Below are 14,736 nucleotides of genomic sequence, written 5' to 3' on the forward strand. Positions count from 1 at the left end.
GAGGTCAATGCGGTCGAGGTGGGAGCTGGCTTGCCGGCGATGGGCCGCAAAGCGGCCCCAAAACCTCACCGGCTAGCCATCAACCGCCGTAAGGCCGCCTTCCTCTCATCGATCGGCAACCGCCCCAATTGCTCGACCCGGTGATAAAAACGCTGCCAATCCCCGTCAACCTCACGGAACACCGCCGCAAACGCCGGTACCCACTGGTCATACAGCCCGAACGGCAGCAGCTTGGCATTGCTCATCGGCCCATACATCCAGGCGTCATAGCGCTTGTCACCACCCCACTGGGTATCACGCACTTGCCGGTATTCCCGCCTAAGCCGCTCGAACTCCGCCTGCTTGGCCGTCCGCTTCTGCGCATCATCCAGAGGCCCGGCATAAATCGCCTGCAACCGCTCGCGGCTGGCCAGCACCAACCGGATGAACTGCTCACGCTGCTGCCCCTGCTCCCCGCCAGAGGCAGCCAGGCCCCGCGCCACGCGCCATTGCCGCGTGCCTTCCTGCTCGACGAATGAGGCAAACGACTCGTTGAACTCGGTGTCGTCCTGCACATAGAAGCGCTGGTGGGCCAGCTCATGGAAGATCAGCGTGGCCAGGCGCTCGTCGCTCCAACCCACCATCGACGACAGAATCGGGTCGTCGAACCAGCCCAGGGTCGAATAGGCCTCCACGCCGCCCACGTATACATCCATGCCGTCCTGGCGCATCAACGCCGCCGCCCCACGCGCCGCGCCTTGCTGGTAATAGCCGCGATAGGCCACACACCCTGCGATCGGGAAGCAGTGCGTCACTGGCTGCAACGACAGCTCGGGGGTGGCGAACACATTCCATACCACGTAGGGCCGGCCAAGGTCGGCGTACACCCGGTAGCTGCGGTTGTCCGGCAGCTTCAGCTGCTGGCTGGCAAATGCCCGCGCCTGCTTGGCGTGCTCCAGGCGCGCGCGCAATTGCGCTGAAGTGGCCGGGTTGGCCACTACCTGATCCACTGGCTGCCGTGCGCGTAGCAGCTGCCACTGGCCCTCGGCCAACTGCCCATAGTAGGCGGCGCTGCTGCAACCGTTCAGCAGGAGCACCGCCAGCAGGGGAACCAAACGGGTGAAAACAAGGTCGAGTGGCCCAGGGCCTGAGCGCTGCATAAGAATAAGTCGAAGCATCCGGGACTGTCTGACTCGCTCAAGGCCGATTCACTCCAAGACTATCTCGCCAAGGGGGAGTTTCGCCATGCGTGCACTGTTGGTCACCGGCTCACTGCTGCTGATATCCGCCTGTTCGACCTTGCCAGACCCGGACCCGAACCAGGCCTGGATCGACCTCACGCCCTACGACAACACCTCGCTGCACGCCGTGCAGGTAGATGAACGCGACTGGGCCGACAGCCGTTATTTCGAAGTACAGCCCGGCAGCCACGAGCTGACCGTGCGCTACCAGTTTCCGGTTACCCCCAGCAATATCGGCCCGGTCGAGGAGCCGTTGTGGCGGGATTGCCAGGTCAAACTGACCTTCAAGGATTTCAGTGCCGGCCAGCGCTACCAGCTGCAGGCTGGCAGCATCGGTTTCCGCCCCTGGATCAAACTCTACGACCATCAGCAAAAACTGGTTGGCCAGGGCTTGCCTGCAGGCTGCCAGCGCACCTGAAACGCACAAACGGCGCTATGCTTGTAGCCTATGAATCGCAAGTGGGAGTCTTGCCATGCGCCAGCCCATGATGCTGATCGCCCTCAGTGCACTGGGGGCATGCGCCAGCCCCTTGCCGCCCGTCGACCCCAAGCAGGCCTGGGTCGACCTGTATACCATGACTCCCGGCAGGGTGATCATGGCCGACCGCCTCGACGACAAGCGCCTGGAAGATGGCCGTTACTTCCAGGTGACGCCGGGCAAGCACGAACTGGTAGTGCGCTTCGATTACGAGATATATGGGGGCGGCCTCATGACCCAGCCCCGGGATCGTACCTGTTACCTGACTGTTCGCTTTGACAACTTCAAGGCCGGTGAACGCTATCGCCTGGAGGCACGGGCGCCGGTGATGGAACCGCAGGTGCTGCTGTATGACGGCAGCCGCAAGGTGGTGGTGAACGAGCCTAGCGAGGTGTTCTGCATTCCTTGACCTGGGGCTGCTTTGCAGCCCATTCGCAGCGCAAGGCTGCTCCTACAGGAGATACGCGATCCCGGTAGGAGCGGCCTTGTGTCGCGATAGGGCCGCAAAGCGGCCCCCAAAATTCTGAACCTACCGATCATTCTTCTGATAAATGATCTTCTTGGTCCCGCCATCGCAGGTCCCGACGACCATGTTCTGGTCCTTGACCTCGCTGTTGGGCACGATCTCCAGGGTATAGGACGAAACCCCCTGGGCCTGGATCTTGGCCTCGATCTCGGCTTTGAGTTCCTCGCACGGCTTGACCGCCGCCACTGCAGATGTGGCGACCAGGGAAGCCAACACGGCGATTGCTACGCGAATCATGAAACGGCTCCTGAAAGGGCAGCGTGCTGCCGACGCTGTTTAGACTACAGCAAACCGCCCTCATTGCACTGCTTCAACCCACCAGCGCCGCATCCAGGCTGATCTTCGCGTTCAACACCTTGGACACCGGGCACCCGGCCTTGGCCTTGTCGGCGATCTGCAAGAACTGCGCTTCACTTGCACCGGGTACCTTGGCCCTCAGTACCAGATGCACCGCGGTAATGGCAAAGCCATCAGCTTGCTTGTCGAGTGTCACTTCGGCAGCGGTGTCGATCCTGTCCGGGGTGAACCCCGCTTCGCCCAGCATCATCGACAGCGCCATCGAGAAACAGCCGGCATGCGCCGCACCAATCAGCTCCTCCGGGTTGGTCCCGGGCGAGCCCTCGAAACGGGTGTTGAAGCCGTAGGGGTTCTGCTTGAGCGCGCCACTTTCGGTAGAAAGCAGGCCTTTGCCGTCCTTCAGGCCACCTTGCCAGATCGCCGATGCTGTCTTTTTCATGATGCCTCCTGGTCTCGGGTTACATGCTTATGGCTTCAGAGGTCAGCCGCCTACGGCAAGTTCAGAGCAATCGCACGGCAAGCATTGAATCCGTCGAATGTGCCCATACAGAGTTGAAAAGGCCTGTGGGCCAAACACCTTTGCGGAGGCTCCATGACGCAGCTGCGTGACCTGAAGATTTCCACCCTCGACCTGGTGCCGGTACGCGCCGACGCCGGCCCGGCGCAGTCGCTGCGCAACTCGCTGGACCTGGCGCAGCACGTCGAGCGCTTTGGCTACAACCGCTTCTGGGTAGCCGAGCACCACAACATGGACGGCATCGCCAGCTCGGCGACTTCGGTGCTGATCGGCTACCTGGCGGGGGGTACCTCGAGCATTCGCGTGGGCTCTGGCGGGGTCATGCTGCCCAACCATGCACCGCTGGTAATCGCCGAGCAGTTCGGCACCCTGGCCAGCCTGTACCCGGGGCGCATCGACCTGGGGTTGGGCCGCGCGCCAGGTTCCGACCAGATGACCGCCTACGCCCTGCGCCGCGACCGCGCCGGAGGCCCGGATGACTTCCCGGACGATGTCGAGGAACTGTCACGCTACCTCGGCCCGCGTACCGATGATCAAAAAGTGATCGCCGTGCCAGGGCACGATACCGAGGTGCCGATGTGGCTCCTCGGCTCCAGCCTGTTCAGCGCTCAACTGGCCGGCATGCGCGGCATGCCCTACGCCTTCGCCTCGCACTTTGCGCCGCGCTACATGCACGAGGCGATCCGCGTGTACCGCAACCACTTCAAGCCCTCGACCACATTGGACAAGCCGTATGTGATGTTGGGCATCCCCATGGTGGTGGCGGAAACCGACGAAAAGGCCGAGTACCTGGCCACTTCGGTGTACCAGCGCATCCTCGCGCTGATTCGCGGGCAGAGCCTGATGCAGAAGCCGCCTGTGGAAAGCATGGATGGGCTGTGGCTGCCCCATGAACGGGACGCGGTGGGTAGCTTCCTCGGCCTGGCGATGATTGGCAGCCCGCAGAAGGTGCGGGCCAAGGTGGAAGTACTGCTGGAGCAGACCGGGGCAGATGAGCTGATCTTCACCTGTGATTTGTATGAGCATGCGGACCGGATTCGGTCCTATGAACTGATGGCGCAGGCTCTCAAGACCGCGTGATCTTCTTCGCAGGCTTGCCCGCTCCCACAGGTACAGCGTCGCTCTCAGGCCTGTGATATGCCTGTGGGAGCAGGCGAGCCCGCGAAGAGGCCAGCATATTAGCCGCGGCGGTACACAATCTCCTTGGTACCAGCCTCGCAGCTGCCAATCACCTTGCCGGCCGGGTCGCCCTTGTCGACTATCTCCAGCTTGTAGCCGGTGACCCCCTTGGCATCCAGCTTGGCCGCAATCTCTGCCTTGAGCTCCTCGCACGGCTTGCCCGCCGCCAGCGCACCACCGGCCAGCGTCATCAGGCCCAGCGCCAGAATCAGTTTATTCATCACTCGCTTTCCTTGTGCAGATGAAATCAGAAAAGGCGCCCGCCAAGGCGCCCCCTCCCTAAATACCCCATCATGCCGGGCTCATCCAGCCCGGCAGTGTTTCAGCTATTGGCGATACGGAAGCCGACCTTCAGCGTGACCTGGAAATGCGCCGCCTTGTTGTCACGGATATGGCCACGGGTATCTATCACTTCGAACCACTCCAGGTGCTTGATGCTCTTGCCGGCTTCGGCCAGGGCATTGTTGATCGCCTCTTCGATGCTGGTGGTCGAAGACCCCACCAGCTCGATCTTCTTGTAGGTGTGATGATCGGTCATGAGCGCTCTCCTCGGATGATGGTGAGATTGAGCCTAGCAGCGCAGGCCTGGTTTACCTGCGAGCGGTCACCATTGACGAAAGTTCGATCGCACTTTCCCGCGGACCCAAGGTCGCAATCCTTACAGTCCATACTGCAAAGGAGAGTCAACATGCACCGCAATTCGCTGCGTAGAACGTCCCTGGAAAGCATGGAAGCGGAGATCGAGAGCCTTCTGAAAAGCCTGGAAAACCTCAAGCATGATGCGTCGGAGGAGTCCCAGAAATCGGTGAAGGCAATCCGCAGCAACGCCGAGAGTGCCCTGCGTCATTCGCGCCACCTGTTGAGCGATGCCTACGAGGAAGTGAAGCACCGCACCCGCCAGACCGGCATCGCCACCCGCGACTATGCCCAGGAACACCCGTACACAACTGCCGGCGTTGCCATTGGCGCGCTAGGCTTGCTGGCGGCGTACCTGATGTGCAAACGCAACTAAGCGCCCTGTCGCGCCAGTTCCGCCCTTAGCCACTGCGCCAACTGCTCGGCGCGCCCGTCCGCGGCGCGCCTGGGCACCCACAGCGCCAATGCCGCAGGGGTAGGTGAAAAGCCCCACGGCGCACTCAAACGGCCAGCTCGCAGGTCGTCAGCGACCAGCGGCTGCGGCGCAATCGCCACACCCAGCCCGGCCACGGCAGCTTCCAGCAGGTAATACAGGTGCTCGAAGGCCTGGCCATAGTGGAGGGCCGCCGGCTCCAAACCCTGTTCCAGCGCCCAGGTCGGCCAAGCCTGCGGGCGCGAGGTGGTGTGCAGCAAGGCTTCGTCCAGCAAGGCCTTGGCCGGCGCGCCATGCAAGCGCTCGAAACCGGCGAAATGCGGGCTAAGCACCGGCCCGATGCGCTCCTCGGCCAGTACATGCACCTGCATGTCCGTCGGCCACGGCGGCTCGGCGTAAACCAGCAGCGCATCCAACCCTGGCCGCCGTGGGTCCAGGTCGCCTTCACCGGCCGACAGGTGCAGACGCAGTTCAGGTAAATCCGCCTGCAGCCGCCCCAATCGCGGGATGAACCAGCGCGCCAGCAGGCTGCCCGAGCAGCCCAGCACGAATGGCGCCTCGCTGACGTCGTGGCTGAGCTCGGCGCACACGCTGCGCAGGCGATCGAAGGCTTCGCCACTGGCATCGCGCAGACGTACGCCGGCATCTGTGAGTTTGATGCCACGCCCGTCCTTCACGAACAGCGCTACGCCCAGGTGCTCTTCAAGTACCTTGATCTGCCGGCTGACGGCGCCATGGGTGACGTGCAGCGCTTCGGCCGCCTGGCTGACGCTGTTGAGACGAGCGGTGGCCTCGAAAGCCCGAAGGGCGTTGAGGGGAGGGAGATCGTGGGCCATTTTACCTGTGAGTTTTTCTGACAAGTTTGCGCAATCTTATCGGTTTTCAGCTGGGCTTGCCGTGGTTAGAGTAAAGCCCATCACTCATTCATTACGCCCTGGAGCGCCCCCATGACCCAGTCCCAATACCGCCCCGGCCCCGACGCCAATGGCCTGTTCGGCTCGTTCGGCGGCCGCTACGTGGCCGAAACCCTGATGCCACTGGTGCTGGACCTGGCCCGCGAATACGAAGCGGCCAAGGCAGACCCCAAGTTCCTCGAAGAGCTGGCCTACTTCCAGCGCGACTACATCGGCCGCCCCAACCCGCTGTACTTCGCCGAGCGCCTGACCGAGCACTGCGGCGGCGCCAAGATCTTCTTCAAGCGTGAAGAGCTCAACCACACCGGCGCGCACAAGGTGAACAACTGCATCGGCCAGGTGCTGCTGGCCAAGCGCATGGGCAAGAAGCGCCTGATCGCAGAAACCGGCGCCGGCATGCACGGCGTGGCCACCGCCACCGTCGCTGCCCGCTTCGGCCTGCCTTGCGTGATCTACATGGGCGCCACCGACATCGAGCGCCAGCAGGCTAACGTGTTCCGCATGAAGCTGCTGGGCGCCGAAATCGTCCCGGTCACTGCCGGCACCGGCACCCTGAAGGACGCCATGAACGAGGCCCTGCGCGACTGGGTCACCAACGTCGAAGACACCTTCTACCTGATCGGCACCGTGGCCGGCCCGCACCCGTACCCGGCCATGGTCCGCGACTTCCAGTCGATCATCGGCAAGGAAACCCGCGCCCAGTTGCAAGAGAAGGAAGGGCGCCTGCCAGACAGCCTGGTTGCCTGCGTCGGTGGTGGCTCCAACGCCATGGGCCTGTTCCATGAGTTTCTCGAAGAGCCAAGCGTGCAGATCATCGGCGTCGAAGCCGGTGGCCACGGTGTGCACACCGACAAGCACGCCGCCAGCCTCAACGGCGGCGTACCGGGCGTGCTGCACGGCAACCGCACCTACCTGCTGCAGGACGAAGACGGTCAGATCACCGACGCCCACTCGATTTCCGCCGGCCTGGACTACCCGGGCATCGGCCCGGAGCACGCCTATCTGCACGAAGTGAAGCGTGTCGAGTACGTCAGCATCACCGACGACGAAGCGCTGGATGCATTCCACGCCACCTGCCGCCTGGAAGGCATCATCCCGGCCCTGGAAAGCTCCCACGCCCTGGCCGAGGCGATCAAGCGCGCACCGAAGCTGCCCAAGGACCACCTGATGGTCGTGTGCCTGTCGGGCCGCGGCGACAAAGACATGCAAACCGTCATGAACCACATGGCCGCCCAGGAGAAACAGGCATGAGCCGTCTTGAACAACGCTTCGCCGAGCTGAAGGCCGAAGGCCGCTCGGCACTGGTCACCTTTGTCACCGCGGGCGACCCGGGCTATGACGCCTCGCTGCAGATCCTCAAGGGCCTGCCGGCAGCCGGTGCCGATGTGATCGAACTAGGCATGCCGTTCACCGACCCAATGGCCGACGGCGTGGCCATCCAGCTGGCCACCCTGCGTGCCCTGGAAGCCGGCCAGACCCTGGCCAAGACCCTGCAGATGGTTCGCGAATTCCGTGTGGATAACCAGGCCACACCGATCGTACTGATGGGCTACTACAACCCGATCCACCGCTTTGGCGTGGAAAAGTTCGTGGCCGAAGCCAAGCAAGCGGGTGTCGATGGCCTGATCATCGTCGACCTGCCGCCAGAGCACGACGCCGAACTGGCGACCCCGGCCCAGGCAGCGGGTATCGACTTCATCCGCCTGACCACCCCGACCACAGACGACGCGCGCCTGCCGCGCGTACTGGAGCGCAGCTCCGGGTTCGTCTACTACGTGTCGGTGGCCGGTGTGACCGGCGCCGGCTCGGCGACCACCGAGCACGTGACCGAAGCCATTGCCCGCCTGCGTCGGCATACCGATCTGCCAATCAGCGTAGGTTTCGGCATTCGTACGCCGGAGCAGGCTGCGGCCATTGCCCGCCTGTCGGACGGCGTGGTAGTGGGCTCGGCGCTGGTCGACAAGATTGCCCAGGCCAAGAGTGCCGAGCAGGCAGTCAACGATGTATTGAGCCTGTGCTCGGCACTGGCTGAAGGGGTGCGCGGCGCCCGCCGTTAAACCGCGTCGCCTTCATCGCCGGCAAGCCAGCTCCCACAGGTACAGCGCCGCCCTCAGGCCCTGTGATATCCCTGTGGGAGCTGGCTTGCCGGCTATGAGGCCAGTACAGACTATGAAGAACTAGCCCCCAAACATCGACAGATCCAGCGGCCGCACCGCCCCCATCCAGATCGCATGGTCACGGTGGTCCGCCAGTTCATCCCCGGTCAGCGGGTGCATGAACACCACCAACCCCTTCCGATACAGCGCCAACCACGGCAGCACCACCCCCACAAACTCCGGCTCGAAGGCCAGCTGGCAGCTCCAGTCCGGGTGCGGCCCCACCGGTTTCTGGTGCATGCACCCCATGGTCACGGGAAACAGCCGCGCCGCTTCCTCACACAGCTCACGGGCCTGGTCCATGGTCGCTGCGTCGTAGTAAACGTGGGCGTGGTAACCCTTGATCCTCTGCACGATAACTCCTGATTGCGGTCCAAACATCACCACCTGCAAAGGGAGTGATGCAGTGAAAAACGCCGAAACCCCAGTGTTCAAACTGGTCCTGTTCGGGCCAGAAAGCAGCCTGGGCAATGCCCTGATGGTAGAGCTGCTGTCGCGCCAGCACGAAGTCACCGCCGTGGTCGACGACCTTAATCGCCATGCGCCGCGCCCCGGCCTGCATTTCAAGATAGGCGGGCTGGGCAATGCCGACCAGGCGGAGCAGGGCGCGGCAGGCGGGTCGGCAGTAATTGCCCTGTTGTCGACGCTGGCGCCGGGCGATCTGCCCAGGCAAGCCCGCATGAGCGAGGCGCTGGTGGCGGGGCTTAAGCGTACGACTATACGCCGGCTGTTGCTGGTGGGCGATTTCGATGTGCTGGATAAGCCGGGCAATTACAGCGAGGCGGAGCGGGAGTGTGTGGACCAGGTGGTGGACGGGTTACAGCGCAGTGCCTTGCACTGGACGCTGATCAATGCCCCGCAGGAACTGGCCGGGTTGGGGATGGAGCATTTTCGCAGCACTGAAGGTACGCTGGAGCCGGGGTTGGCCGAGCCGTTGCGGCACCTGGCCAGGGTCGCGGCAGGGATGGTGGATATGCTGGAGCTGGATTTGCACCGGGGCGAGCATCTGAACTTCGTGGTCTAGATTGCCGGGGCTGCTGCGCAGCCCATCGCGACACAAGGCCGCTCCTACACGGGCCGGCGTGCGCAGTACCTTTGTAGGAGCGGCCTTGTGTCGCGATGGGCCGCAAAGCGGCCCCAAATCTCAAAGGCTACGCTCTTGCTCCAGCCAATCCACAAACCGCTCGATCAAAGCCCCACGCCGCTTGCGTGGTGGTAGCACTGCGTAATACCCGCGCGCCGAGCGCAAACTCCCCTCCAACGGCCGGCATAGCAACCCTTGCTCCACCAGCCCATCCACCAGGTGCCCCCAGCCAATCGCCACCCCTTGCCCGGCAATCGCCGCCTGGATCAGCAACGTATAGTTATCAAACCTCAACTGCCCGGCCGGTGGCGGGCTGGCCACACCAAACCCGCGAAACACCCCTGCCCAATCAAACCAGCGGCTAGCCTGCTCTCCCTTCAAGTGCAGCAAGGGCAATCGTTGCAAAGCCACGGCTGACAAGGGTTTGCCATGAATCAGCCGGGGGCTGCACACCGGAAAAACCTCCTCATCGAATAGCCAGCGGCTCTCGCCCTGGTGAAAGCGCCCGTCGCCAAACAGCACCGCCACATCGATGTCCGGGCGCAACATGCCCTGGCTGCGCTCACCGGTCACCAGGCTCACGTCCACCTGTGGATAAGCCTCGTGAAAACGCTGCAGCCGTGGCATCAGCCAGAACGCCGCAAAGGCGAAGTCGGTAGCCACCTGCAGCACTTCCCTCTGGCCGCGCCCACTGGCCTGGGCAATGCCGTCCTCCATGGCCTGCAGGCCCTGGTGCACCTGTTCGAACAGCACCTGGCCGGCCTCGGTCAGCTCGATACCCCGGTAAATGCGGTCGAACAACCGCGTGCCCAGCTGTGCCTCCAGCCGTTTGACTTGCTGGCTCACCGCCGGCTGCGTGGTGCCCAGCTCCAGTGCCGCAGCGGTAAAGCCACGCAACCGTGCGGCAGCCTCGAACACGCGCAGTGTATCCAGCGACAACTTGGCAAGGTGGTCAAACATAAGCAGGGCTAATCCCAGTCATTGCCCGCCATGGGCTTTACCCATGTTATCCACAGTCGCATCTTGATAGGCAAGCGGTTCGCATAACCCTCAACGATGGAAGCCACCATGACGCGCCCGAATATCCTGTTCATCATGGCAGACCAGATGGCCGCGCCCTTGCTGCCGATCTACGCCTCTTCGCCGATCCAGATGCCGCACCTGAGCCGCCTTGCCGAACAGGCGGTGGTTTTCGACTCGGCTTACTGCAACAGCCCGTTGTGCGCACCGTCGCGCTTCACTCTGGTCAGCGGCCAGCTGCCCAGCCGCATCGGTGCCTACGACAATGCCGCCGACTTCCCTGCCGATGTACCGACCTATGCCCATTACCTGCGCCGTCTGGGTTACCGCACCGCGCTGTCGGGCAAGATGCACTTCTGCGGGCCGGACCAGCTGCATGGCTACGAAGAACGCCTGACCAGCGATATCTACCCGGCCGACTACGGCTGGGCGGTGAACTGGGATGAGCCGGACGTGCGCCCGAGCTGGTATCACAACATGTCCTCGGTGCTGCAGGCCGGCCCGTGCGTGCGCACCAACCAGCTGGATTTCGACGAAGAAGTGGTATTCAAGGCGCGCCAGTACCTGTACGACCATGTGCGCGAAAACGATGGCCGGCCATTCTGCCTGACCGTGTCGATGACCCACCCGCACGACCCATACACCATCCCCAGGCGCTATTGGGATCGCTACGAGGGTGTGGATATCCCCATGCCCCGCGCCGAACTGGGCCAGGCAGAGCTTGACCCGCACTCGCAACGCCTGCTGAAGGTCTACGACCTGTGGAACAAGCCGCTGCCTGTGAACAAGATCCGTGACGCCCGCCGTGCCTACTTCGGCGCCTGCAGCTATATCGACGACAACATCGGCCTGCTGCTGCAAACCCTGGAGGAATGCAACCTGGCTGACGACACCCTGATCGTGTTCTCCGGCGACCACGGTGACATGCTCGGCGAGCGCGGCCTCTGGTACAAGATGCACTGGTTCGAGATGTCGGCGCGGGTGCCTCTGCTGGTGCACGCGCCGAAGCACTTCGCGCCAGCCAGGGTCAGCGCTTCGGTGTCTACCTGCGACCTGCTGCCGACCCTGGTCGAGCTGGCCGGTGGTGCTGTGGATAACCACCTGCATCTGGATGGCCGCTCGCTGGTCGGCCATCTGCAAGGGCAGGGCGGCCATGACGAAGTGATCGGCGAGTACATGGCCGAAGGCACCGTCGGCCCGCTGATGATGATCCGCCGCGGGCCGTACAAGTTCGTGTACAGCGAAGACGACCCATGCCTACTCTATGACCTGAGCCGCGACCCGCACGAGCGGGAGAACCTAACCGGCAGCCCGGAACACCAGGCGCTGCTGCAGGCATTTGTCGATGAAGCACAGCAGCGTTGGGATATCCCCAGCCTGCGCCAGCAGGTTCTGGCCAGCCAGCGGCGCCGCCGCCTGGTGGCCGAGGCGCTGGCCGTCGGCAAGCTGAAAAGCTGGGACCACCAACCGCTGGTGGACGCCAGCCAACAGTACATGCGCAACCACATCGATCTCGACGACCTCGAGCGCAAGGCACGTTATCCACAGCCCGCCCCCCTGGATTGAGAAGAGAGGCCGCCATGCACAAGTTCTCCGCCGCCGTGTTCGCCCTGGCCCTGAGCCTGGGTACCGCCACGGCCCACGCCGCCGACAGCGACGCGCAATGCACCACCGTGAAGATGGCCGACCCCGGCTGGAGCGACATCGCAACGACCAACGCCTTGGCCCGCGTGCTTCTGGAAAGCCTGGGTTACCAGGTGAAAATCGACAGCCTGGCCGTTCCGATCATCTACGGCGGCCTCAAGGATGGCCGCGTCGATGCCTTCCTCGGTAACTGGATGCCGGCGCAGCAGGGCTTTCATGACAAGTTCATCGCAAATGGCGATGTGCAGCAGCTTTCGCGCAATCTGGAAGGAACCGAGTTCACCTTGGCAGTGCCCGACTATGTGTGGAATGCCGGAGTGAAGGATTTCGCCGACTTGCAGAAGCACGCCGACCAGTTCGACAAGAAGCTGTACGGGATTGGTTCCGGGGCACCGGCCAACCTGTCGTTGAAGGAAATCATCGACAAGAATGAATTCAACCTCGGCCAGTGGAAACTGGTGGAGTCCAGCGAGCAGGCGATGCTGGCACAGGTCGACCGGGCGGTGAAGAAACAACAGTTCATCACCTTCCTCGGCTGGACCCCGCACCCGATGAACGTGAAGCTGAAGATGCATTACCTGAGCGGCGGGGAGAAGTGGTTTGGCAGCAAGGGCGAGGTGTATACCCTGACCCGCAAGGGTTATCCACAAGCCTGCCCGAATGCGGCCAAGCTGCTGGGCAACCTGAAGTTCACGCTGGACATGGAAAACACCATCATGGCCGAAGTTGTGGACAAGAAGATGAGCTTCGATGATGCGGCCAAGGCTTGGCTGAAGGCGCACCCCGAGTTGCTGGAAGGGTGGTTGGCCGGGGTGACGACCAAGGCCGATGGCAATGCGCTGGAGGCGGTCAAAGCCAAACTGTAACCTCACAAGCAAACCTCTATCCCTGTGGGAGCGGGTTCACCCGCGAATGCGACGGTAGATTCACTGCAGCATTCGCGGGTAAACCCGCTCCCACAGGGGACAGTGCAATTTCAGGATTGTGGATAACCCATGCATCGCCTCACTCACCTGCTGCCCTTCCTCTCCTGGCTCCCCCGCCAATCGGGCCGCAGCCTGCGCCAGGACCTGCTGGTGGGCCTGAGCGGTGCAATCCTCGCCCTGCCGCAATCCATCGCCTATGCCCTGATCGCCGGCCTGCCGGCCGAGTACGGGCTGTACGCCGCCATCGTGCCAGTGCTGATCGCCTGCCTGTGGGGCTCGTCCTGGCACCTGATCTGCGGCCCGACCGCTGCCATCTCCATCGTCCTCTACGCCAGTATCAGCCCGCTGGCCGTTGCCGGCAGCGCCGACTATGTCACCTTGGTGCTGCTGCTGACCTTCCTCGGCGGCATCTTCCAGTTGCTGCTGGGGCTTTTGCGCTTCGGCGCACTGGTCAATTTCGTCTCCCATTCCGTGGTGCTCGGCTTCACCCTGGGCGCCGCTGTCGTCATTGCCCTGGGCCAGCTGCCCAACCTGCTGGGCATGGACCTGCCAAGCCAGGCCACGGCGCTGAAGACCGTGCAGGACCTGGCCAGCCATGCCGGCGAGGTCGACCTGCCTTCCTTGGTTCTGGGCCTGGCCACAGTGGTGATCGGCGTGGTCTTCAAGCTCTGGCGCCCACGCTGGCCCAGCCTGTTGATAAGCCTGATTTTGGTAAGCCTGCTGGCCTGGCTGCTGCCCGGGTTCTTTGGCCATGTGCCGCGTGTGCCGACATTCACCGGCCAGCTGCCACCCTTCAGCCCGCTGCCCTTGCTGGATGTGGAACTGATCCTGCGCCTGCTGCCCAGCGCCGTGGCAGTGGGCATGCTCGGGCTGGTCACCAGCCTGTCGATCGCCCGCTCGTTATCGGCAGTTTCGGAGCAGTTGATCGACGCAGACCAGGAAATACGCGCACAGGGCCTGTCGAACATCGTCGGTGCGTTTTTCTCCGGTTACCTGTCTTCCGGCTCATTCACCCGCTCCGGGCTGAGCTACGACGCCGGCGCCCGCTCGCCCATGGCCGGGGTATTCTCGGCGCTGTGGGTGGCGGTGTTCGCCGTTGCCGGGGCCGGGCTGATTGCGCACCTGCCGATTCCGGCCATGGCCGGCAGCATCCTGCTGATCTGCTGGGGGTTGGTGGACCACCAGGGGATTCGTGCGCTGTTCCGGGTCAGCCGCTCGGAGTTCCTGGTAATGGCGCTGACGGCGGCAGCGACCTTGTTGCTGGAGCTGCAGACGGCGATCTATGCCGGAGTGCTGGCGTCGCTGTTCTTCTATCTGAAGCGCACCTCGCGACCACGGGTGCAACAAAGCCGTGAAGGGGAGGCGGACGTGCTGCGGGTGGGCGGGTCGATCTTCTTTGGTGCGGCGCATTACCTGCAGGTGCGCTTGCAGCGCTGCCAGGGGCCGCATGTTGTTATCGATGCGCGGCAGGTGAACTTCATCGATTACTCGGGTGTGGATATGTTGCACCGCGAGGCGCGGCGGTTGCGGCGGGCAGGGGGGAGTCTGACCCTGCACCGGGCCAGGCCGCAGGTGATCGAGGAGTTGCAGAAGCTGGAAGGGGTGGAGCTTTGTCCGATCCGGTTTGAAGAGTGATGTTGGGTTGAGATTTTTGGGGCTGCTGCGCAGCCCATCGCGACGCAAGGCCGCTCCTACACCGACCGCGC

At 63.4% G+C, this 14,736-nt stretch carries 18 protein-coding genes; 10 read left to right on the plus strand and 8 right to left on the minus strand.

Features of this window, described 5'->3' with window-relative positions; genetic code table 11:
* Positions 1 to 65: 65 nt before the first annotated feature.
* On the minus strand, positions 66 to 1,139 hold the full coding sequence (locus GYA95_RS22915) for an aminopeptidase (protein WP_015268456.1): 1,074 nt from the start codon (positions 1,137 to 1,139) through the stop codon (positions 66 to 68).
* An 85-nt stretch (positions 1,140 to 1,224) separates the two neighbouring features.
* Between GYA95_RS22915 and GYA95_RS22920 the strand changes: the two genes are divergently transcribed.
* Together GYA95_RS22920 and GYA95_RS22925 are read left to right on the plus strand one after the other, a co-directional pair.
* Positions 1,225 to 1,638: a PA0061/PA0062 family lipoprotein gene (locus GYA95_RS22920; RefSeq protein WP_015268455.1), complete on the plus strand. Its 414-nt coding sequence runs from the start codon at positions 1,225 to 1,227 to the stop codon at positions 1,636 to 1,638.
* Positions 1,639 to 1,693: 55 nt separating this feature from the next.
* The gene (locus tag GYA95_RS22925; protein ID WP_161551502.1) at positions 1,694 to 2,107 is read left to right on the plus strand and encodes a PA0061/PA0062 family lipoprotein; all 414 of its coding nucleotides are present in this window, start codon (positions 1,694 to 1,696) and stop codon (positions 2,105 to 2,107) included.
* A gap of 120 nt (positions 2,108 to 2,227) precedes the next feature.
* Here the strand turns inward: GYA95_RS22925 and GYA95_RS22930 are convergent, their stop codons facing one another.
* Both GYA95_RS22930 and GYA95_RS22935 read right to left on the minus strand, forming a co-directional pair.
* Positions 2,228 to 2,461: a DUF1161 domain-containing protein gene (locus tag GYA95_RS22930; protein ID WP_015268454.1), complete on the minus strand. Its 234-nt coding sequence runs from the start codon at positions 2,459 to 2,461 to the stop codon at positions 2,228 to 2,230.
* A 73-nt stretch (positions 2,462 to 2,534) separates the two neighbouring features.
* Positions 2,535 to 2,960, minus strand: coding sequence for an OsmC family protein (locus GYA95_RS22935; RefSeq protein ID WP_013970285.1), 426 nt, complete (start codon positions 2,958 to 2,960; stop codon positions 2,535 to 2,537).
* Between the two features lie 153 nt (positions 2,961 to 3,113).
* On the opposite strand from GYA95_RS22935, the gene GYA95_RS22940 reads away from it, so the two are divergent.
* On the plus strand, positions 3,114 to 4,118 hold the full coding sequence (locus GYA95_RS22940) for an LLM class flavin-dependent oxidoreductase (RefSeq protein WP_015268453.1): 1,005 nt from the start codon (positions 3,114 to 3,116) through the stop codon (positions 4,116 to 4,118).
* A gap of 98 nt (positions 4,119 to 4,216) precedes the next feature.
* Here GYA95_RS22940 and GYA95_RS22945 read toward each other — a convergent pair whose 3' ends face one another.
* Both GYA95_RS22945 and GYA95_RS22950 read right to left on the minus strand, forming a co-directional pair.
* Positions 4,217 to 4,438, minus strand: a complete 222-nt coding sequence (locus GYA95_RS22945) for a DUF1161 domain-containing protein (RefSeq protein WP_003261041.1) — start codon at positions 4,436 to 4,438, stop codon at positions 4,217 to 4,219.
* 101 nt (positions 4,439 to 4,539) lie between these two features.
* Positions 4,540 to 4,755, minus strand: coding sequence for a dodecin (locus GYA95_RS22950; RefSeq protein WP_013970282.1), 216 nt, complete (start codon positions 4,753 to 4,755; stop codon positions 4,540 to 4,542).
* A gap of 150 nt (positions 4,756 to 4,905) precedes the next feature.
* Between GYA95_RS22950 and GYA95_RS22955 the strand changes: the two genes are divergently transcribed.
* Positions 4,906 to 5,229, plus strand: coding sequence for a DUF883 family protein (locus GYA95_RS22955; protein ID WP_003261039.1), 324 nt, complete (start codon positions 4,906 to 4,908; stop codon positions 5,227 to 5,229).
* Here GYA95_RS22955 and GYA95_RS22960 read toward each other — a convergent pair.
* Positions 5,226 to 6,122, minus strand: coding sequence for a LysR family transcriptional regulator (locus GYA95_RS22960; protein WP_015268452.1), 897 nt, complete (start codon positions 6,120 to 6,122; stop codon positions 5,226 to 5,228). The genes GYA95_RS22955 and GYA95_RS22960 overlap by 4 nt on opposite strands.
* Before the next feature lie 111 nt (positions 6,123 to 6,233).
* On the opposite strand from GYA95_RS22960, the gene trpB reads away from it, so the two are divergent.
* The gene (gene trpB / locus GYA95_RS22965; protein WP_015268451.1) at positions 6,234 to 7,451 is read left to right on the plus strand and encodes a tryptophan synthase subunit beta; all 1,218 of its coding nucleotides are present in this window, start codon (positions 6,234 to 6,236) and stop codon (positions 7,449 to 7,451) included.
* Positions 7,448 to 8,257 carry a tryptophan synthase subunit alpha gene (gene trpA, locus GYA95_RS22970; protein ID WP_015268450.1) on the plus strand — a complete coding sequence of 270 codons (810 nt, stop codon included), beginning with the start codon at positions 7,448 to 7,450 and terminating at the stop codon, positions 8,255 to 8,257. The genes trpB and trpA overlap by 4 nt, the downstream gene beginning before the upstream one ends.
* Before the next feature lie 120 nt (positions 8,258 to 8,377).
* Here trpA and GYA95_RS22975 read toward each other — a convergent pair whose 3' ends face one another.
* Positions 8,378 to 8,710 (minus strand): DOPA 4,5-dioxygenase family protein, encoded by a 333-nt coding sequence (locus GYA95_RS22975; RefSeq protein WP_015268449.1) that lies wholly within the window; start codon positions 8,708 to 8,710, stop codon positions 8,378 to 8,380.
* 52 nt (positions 8,711 to 8,762) lie between these two features.
* Between GYA95_RS22975 and GYA95_RS22980 the strand changes: the two genes are divergently transcribed.
* A complete protein-coding gene (locus tag GYA95_RS22980) occupies positions 8,763 to 9,380 on the plus strand; it encodes an NAD(P)-dependent oxidoreductase (protein ID WP_015268448.1) in 618 nt (205 codons plus the stop codon).
* Between the two features lie 120 nt (positions 9,381 to 9,500).
* Here GYA95_RS22980 and GYA95_RS22985 read toward each other — a convergent pair whose 3' ends face one another.
* Entirely contained in the window at positions 9,501 to 10,400 is a 900-nt protein-coding gene (locus GYA95_RS22985; protein WP_015268447.1) for a choline sulfate utilization transcriptional regulator, read from the minus strand.
* Between the two features lie 108 nt (positions 10,401 to 10,508).
* Here GYA95_RS22985 and betC point away from each other — a divergent pair, with 108 nt between their 5' ends.
* The 3 genes from betC (at position 10,509) to GYA95_RS23000 (ending at position 14,665) form a co-directional block, all read left to right on the plus strand.
* Positions 10,509 to 12,026, plus strand: a complete 1,518-nt coding sequence (betC, locus tag GYA95_RS22990; protein ID WP_015268445.1) for a choline-sulfatase — start codon at positions 10,509 to 10,511, stop codon at positions 12,024 to 12,026.
* A 14-nt stretch (positions 12,027 to 12,040) separates the two neighbouring features.
* Positions 12,041 to 12,970: a choline ABC transporter substrate-binding protein gene (choX, locus tag GYA95_RS22995; RefSeq protein ID WP_015268444.1), complete on the plus strand. Its 930-nt coding sequence runs from the start codon at positions 12,041 to 12,043 to the stop codon at positions 12,968 to 12,970.
* A 129-nt stretch (positions 12,971 to 13,099) separates the two neighbouring features.
* Positions 13,100 to 14,665 (plus strand): SulP family inorganic anion transporter, encoded by a 1,566-nt coding sequence (locus GYA95_RS23000; RefSeq protein WP_161551503.1) that lies wholly within the window; start codon positions 13,100 to 13,102, stop codon positions 14,663 to 14,665.
* Positions 14,666 to 14,736: the final 71 nt, after the last annotated feature.

It is taken from the genome of Pseudomonas asiatica, assembly GCF_009932335.1.
Classification (GTDB): domain Bacteria; phylum Pseudomonadota; class Gammaproteobacteria; order Pseudomonadales; family Pseudomonadaceae; genus Aquipseudomonas; species Aquipseudomonas asiatica.

Bases quoted from the DNA above. Each gene is read 5' to 3' on its own strand.
- GYA95_RS22985 (WP_015268447.1), bottom strand. From the start codon at position 10,400: ATGTTTGACCACCTTGCCAAGTTGTCGCTGGATACACTGCGCGTGTTC.
- GYA95_RS22915 (WP_015268456.1), bottom strand. From the start codon at position 1,139: ATGCAGCGCTCAGGCCCTGGGCCACTCGACCTTGTTTTCACCCGTTTG.
- betC (WP_015268445.1), top strand. From the start codon at position 10,509: ATGACGCGCCCGAATATCCTGTTCATCATGGCAGACCAGATGGCCGCG.
- GYA95_RS22930 (WP_015268454.1), bottom strand. From the start codon at position 2,461: ATGATTCGCGTAGCAATCGCCGTGTTGGCTTCCCTGGTCGCCACATCT.
- GYA95_RS22925 (WP_161551502.1), top strand. From the start codon at position 1,694: ATGCGCCAGCCCATGATGCTGATCGCCCTCAGTGCACTGGGGGCATGC.
- choX (WP_015268444.1), top strand. From the start codon at position 12,041: ATGCACAAGTTCTCCGCCGCCGTGTTCGCCCTGGCCCTGAGCCTGGGT.
- GYA95_RS22935 (WP_013970285.1), bottom strand. From the start codon at position 2,960: ATGAAAAAGACAGCATCGGCGATCTGGCAAGGTGGCCTGAAGGACGGC.
- trpA (WP_015268450.1), top strand. From the start codon at position 7,448: ATGAGCCGTCTTGAACAACGCTTCGCCGAGCTGAAGGCCGAAGGCCGC.
- GYA95_RS22940 (WP_015268453.1), top strand. From the start codon at position 3,114: ATGACGCAGCTGCGTGACCTGAAGATTTCCACCCTCGACCTGGTGCCG.
- GYA95_RS22950 (WP_013970282.1), bottom strand. From the start codon at position 4,755: ATGACCGATCATCACACCTACAAGAAGATCGAGCTGGTGGGGTCTTCG.
- GYA95_RS22945 (WP_003261041.1), bottom strand. From the start codon at position 4,438: ATGAATAAACTGATTCTGGCGCTGGGCCTGATGACGCTGGCCGGTGGT.
- GYA95_RS22920 (WP_015268455.1), top strand. From the start codon at position 1,225: ATGCGTGCACTGTTGGTCACCGGCTCACTGCTGCTGATATCCGCCTGT.
- trpB (WP_015268451.1), top strand. From the start codon at position 6,234: ATGACCCAGTCCCAATACCGCCCCGGCCCCGACGCCAATGGCCTGTTC.
- GYA95_RS22955 (WP_003261039.1), top strand. From the start codon at position 4,906: ATGCACCGCAATTCGCTGCGTAGAACGTCCCTGGAAAGCATGGAAGCG.
- GYA95_RS23000 (WP_161551503.1), top strand. From the start codon at position 13,100: ATGCATCGCCTCACTCACCTGCTGCCCTTCCTCTCCTGGCTCCCCCGC.
- GYA95_RS22960 (WP_015268452.1), bottom strand. From the start codon at position 6,122: ATGGCCCACGATCTCCCTCCCCTCAACGCCCTTCGGGCTTTCGAGGCC.